This window comes from Opitutales bacterium, assembly GCA_013215165.1.
In the GTDB taxonomy this organism is placed as follows: domain Bacteria; phylum Verrucomicrobiota; class Verrucomicrobiia; order Opitutales; family JABSRG01; genus JABSRG01.
Window position 1 is genome coordinate 1 of the sequence record JABSRG010000117.1, and the last position, 4,126, is coordinate 4,126.

The 4,126-nt window shown below is 51.9% G+C and carries 4 protein-coding genes; 3 read left to right on the top strand and 1 reads right to left on the bottom strand.

The features are described 5' to 3' along the window. Positions 1-337 precede the first annotated feature (337 nt). Positions 338-1,330, bottom strand: a complete 993-nt coding sequence (locus HRU10_15040) for a hypothetical protein (protein NRA28548.1) — start codon at positions 1,328-1,330, stop codon at positions 338-340. Positions 1,331-1,339: 9 nt separating this feature from the next. On the opposite strand from HRU10_15040, the gene HRU10_15045 reads away from it, so the two are divergent. The 3 genes from HRU10_15045 to HRU10_15055 are packed head-to-tail and all read left to right on the top strand — an operon-like array spanning position 1,340 to position 3,743. Further along, positions 1,340-2,149 carry a substrate-binding domain-containing protein gene (locus HRU10_15045; protein NRA28549.1) on the top strand — a complete coding sequence of 270 codons (810 nt, stop codon included), beginning with the start codon at positions 1,340-1,342 and terminating at the stop codon, positions 2,147-2,149. A 44-nt stretch (positions 2,150-2,193) separates the two neighbouring features. Beyond that, positions 2,194-3,066 carry an ABC transporter permease gene (locus HRU10_15050; protein NRA28550.1) on the top strand — a complete coding sequence of 291 codons (873 nt, stop codon included), beginning with the start codon at positions 2,194-2,196 and terminating at the stop codon, positions 3,064-3,066. Further along, positions 3,063-3,743, top strand: coding sequence for an ABC transporter ATP-binding protein (locus HRU10_15055; GenBank protein NRA28551.1), 681 nt, complete (start codon positions 3,063-3,065; stop codon positions 3,741-3,743). Before HRU10_15050 ends, HRU10_15055 begins: the two co-directional genes overlap by 4 nt. The last annotated feature ends 383 nt before the right edge of the window (positions 3,744-4,126 follow it).

Here is a 4,126-nt window from a genome sequence, read left to right on the forward strand (position 1 = left end):
ATGAGAAGACGGCCCACAACCTGATCCCTTCTCATCATGGAAAACGCTAAGCGTATCCTCTGCGTTATAAATTCCACCGGAAATATCGTCCATGAAACACTCATAGCTAACGAGAAAGAAGCTATGGTTCAGGTTTTTTTACCATAGATTGGGTTTGGGGAATTTGAGGATCCTACTCCGATCTGTCATTTGGTAAAATCCTGTTATGAGGGTTCTTTGACCACCAATCAAAAAGACTCAAAACTTAAACCCACCACCGAGCGCATCGATTATAAATATCTGTGCTCATCTGTGAAAACCGTGGTTAAAAAGATCTGCCACCTTTAATACAGCGTGCTCACTCACTCCGCAATTCCAACGCTGCATGCCGGCGATAGTTGGGTGAGTAGACGCGATAGCCTGAAAGCGTGATCTCACCCCCTTGATCCAAAATCGCCTCCTCGAGCGCGATCTGTCGGCTAAGTTGGTCTTTGCGACGGGCTTCAAGCTCCGCCAATTCTGCAGAAAGGCGCGATTCCTCTGCCCGGCGTTCCGCCAGCGTTGCCTCCAAAGCTTCGAGCTCCTGCCGGCGAGCAGCTGTATCCGTATCCACTGCCACGACCTGTTGATCTTTGGCCAAGTCCTCAGCCGCTAGCTTCTGTGCTTCCATCAGTGCACGTTGGCGTTCTTCTGCCTCTTTCATCGCAGCGGCTAGAGAATCCAACCGCCCCTGCATTTCCTCGGCTTGCTGTTGTGCGGCCACGCGCGCCGCCTCTTCCGCAGCCAACTTTTCATTCAATTCTGCCAGCAGTGCTGCACGCTCGGCCTCTTTCTCGCGAATCGCTTGTTCAGCCAGCCTGCGCGCTTCTTCAGCAGCTCGGGCCCCAGCTTCTGCATCGCGAGCCAAGGCTTCCTGTTCCTGGGCCACGCGCTCTGCATCGGCTACTGCAGATTCTTTTTCGGCCAATTCCTTGGCCGCATCTTGAGATTGCCTCAAGGCGTAGCCGGCCAGGCCCATGGCGCAGACCAACAAAATAGCTAATACAATGACAACAGGCTTCATATAAAGCGGCTTATCCTTATCGAGCGGCAGGTCAAATACAGACCGCAATACAGCGTCATTGTGAGTCGATCTTATCACCCCTCCTTTACCACATCCTACATGCACGAATGTTGTCGTGGGCGTAGGCGAAATCGAAGGTGGACCGATTACGACAACGAACACGAACACGACTTCACACCATATGACGTGGAGCAGAGCAATCACCTGCATTTGTAGCGAGCAAACCAGACCCGGACTCCCTGGAATGACATGCCTAAGCTCGACTTCGAGGCGATTTACTGTTCCCAAATTTTGCTGATGAGCTGGAAATTCAAAATCATCCTCTCAGCCGTAGTCCTGGCATCACTGATGGCAGCGCTGTTCCATTCTTTTATTAGAGATGGCGATTCACGAGACAAGCGACTGACCGTGTATGCCGCCGCCAGCCTACAAGCGCCGTTGAAGCAGTTGGCAGACGCCTATGAACATAGCCATGGTGTAGGCGTGCGGATGAACTACGGCTCCTCGGGCGAACTCGAAGCTCGGCTCCGCCTACAAGCAAAATTGGGCAGTGCGCAAGCTGACATATATATTCCAGCCGACGAAAGCTTCTCCAAAAAATCTTTCAGCGACGGACTCACTGAAGAAGCCATATCCATCGCCTCATTTCGCCTCGTGTTGGCAACTTCCTTAGGAGAACACACCCAGATCGATTCGCTGCGAGAATTAGCCACCAAAGCGCCTGGTTACGTAATCTGTAGTCCTCTAGCCGGTGCTGGCCGAGTCACAGAAATCTCCCTGAGACGCATGGGAATCTACGAGGAGATTAAATCGGGAGCTAAGGCGATTATGCCGACAGTGACGGAAGCCGCACAAGCGGTAAAAGGCTCGGAAGAGATTCTATACGGAATTATCTGGTCGAGCACTGCTGCCCAATTTGGCTTAGACATAATAGATACAGCCGAGCTAAATCTTTCGCGAACACAGGTCACTGCCGCACGCGTTTCGGGCTCAGACCAAAAGGGAGATGCCCAGAAGTTTCTTGAATTTCTGGCGGACCCCGAAAACAGCGTAGCAGTCTTTACTCAGTTTCATTTCGATCCGGTCATCTCGGCAGACTCGCACTAAAAACCTAATCGAAGCCCAACACAGAAGAAGCGACAAACAGTAGCATGCCAGGCAAACAGCCAGATTTAAAGATAACCGCGCATGAACTTGCGCCAAACACTCCAAGAAAAGACCCATTGTTCTTGGCCGTTCTGGCGATGATCGGAGGTTCTTATGTAATCCTGATTGCGCTGATGTTGGCTGCTGATGTGGCGATGGCTTTTCAAGACTGGGAGGATCCGTCAAGCGGTGAAACCCATCGCCTCTCCGGCGTGATTGCTGCGCTCAACTCGCCAGAACTCCGCTATGCCACTGGACTGAGCATAATCTCATCGAGCATCGCAGCCATTCTTGCTGTTTGGGTGGCTACCCCGCTTGCCTACCTCATGTCGCGTTTTAAATTTCCTGGGAAACCAATCATCGATGCTCTGATCGATATTCCGATCATCTTACCTCCACTCGTAATTGGTTTGTTGCTCCTGATGTTATTCAATTTTCCTCCTTTTGAATGGATGCGCCCGTGGGTCGTATTTGAGGTCCCGGGCGTCGTGTTAGCCCAGTTCGTGGTCGCGTGTGCCTTTGCAACCCGATCCATGCGCGTCGCATTCGACCAAATTCCACAGCGCTTCGAAGACGTCGCCATCACCCTCGGAGCCTCACGCGCGCAGACCTTCTTTCGCGTGATTCTACCCCAGGCAAACCGCGGTATACTCGCCGCAGGCACGCTCGCCTGGGCGCGCAGCTTGGGCGAATTTGGCCCTATTCTTATATTCGCCGGGTCAACTCGGATGAAAACCGAGGTGCTGCCCACGAGCGTGTTTCTCGAAATGCAATCCGGTAATCTCCAAGGCATGCTCGCTATCTCACTCCTGATGATACTCTGCGCCATCATCGTCCTCACCGTTGTTCGTGGCCTCGGAGGACGCGTCATCGGATGAGCCAATCAGTTACCATCGATCAGCTTTCCATACGGCTCGGTGAGTTTGCTTTAGATAACATTTCCCTGAATATCGATGCGGGCAGCTATGCCATACTCACAGGAAAATCCGGTTCAGGAAAGTCGACCCTGCTCGAATGCTTATGCGGCTTACGCAGATTCCACCAAGGCACCATTCGAATCGGGGAGAAAATACTGGCTCAATTCGAGTCAGGCAAACGTGTCAAATGGACACCGCCTGCCCTGCGCGCTGTGAGCTATATGCCGCAAGACATTGCCCTCTTTCCTCACCTGAACGTGCGGGAACAGATTGGCTTTGCCCTAGAGGTGCGTAAATACCCGAAAGATGCAGTCCGCACAGCCGTGGAATCGATGGCCGAAACCCTACAGATCCCACACCTACTCGATCGCAAGCCAGACCATCTGAGCGGGGGCGAAGCACAACGCGTAGCGCTCGGACGAGCACTCATCGCCCGCCCACAACTACTCTGTCTCGACGAGCCCCTCGCAGCCCTCGACGCCGACACCCACAGAGAAATGTGCCAACTCCTTCAACACCTCCACAAACAAACCGGTATCACAGTCCTCCACATCACCCACAACCCACAAGAAGCCACCCTCCTCGGCGACACGCATCTGACCATCTGCAACGGTCGCATCGAGTCCGCAAATAATTAGATTATCGTCCGCTAATGAACGCGAATGAATTTATGTTTTCCAAACCCCGACCAAGCCTTCTACCAATCATTCAAAAAATTAGCGTTCATTCGCGTGCATTAGCGGATAAAAAACGATCCAGACAAACCTGATTGCTATGACCAAAGAATTGATCCTCAAAGACGAGATGGCTTCAAAAACCAGAGCAGTCTCAATCAACTTCGACTACTGTAAACGCACAGCATACAGTCACAAAATTTTTGTCCGCGAATGAATTTATGTTTTCCAATTTCAGAACTAGCCTCCACCAGTATTCAAAAAAATTAGCACAGCCATCCCATAAGACCTGATGGCGGAGATCAAACCTGAGTATTGATGGGCTGTAGCGGTTGATCGTGTCTATT

Bases quoted from the DNA above. Each gene is read 5' to 3' on its own strand.
- HRU10_15045 (NRA28549.1), top strand. From the start codon at position 1,340: ATGAGCTGGAAATTCAAAATCATCCTCTCAGCCGTAGTCCTGGCATCA.
- HRU10_15055 (NRA28551.1), top strand. From the start codon at position 3,063: ATGAGCCAATCAGTTACCATCGATCAGCTTTCCATACGGCTCGGTGAG.
- HRU10_15050 (NRA28550.1), top strand. From the start codon at position 2,194: ATGCCAGGCAAACAGCCAGATTTAAAGATAACCGCGCATGAACTTGCG.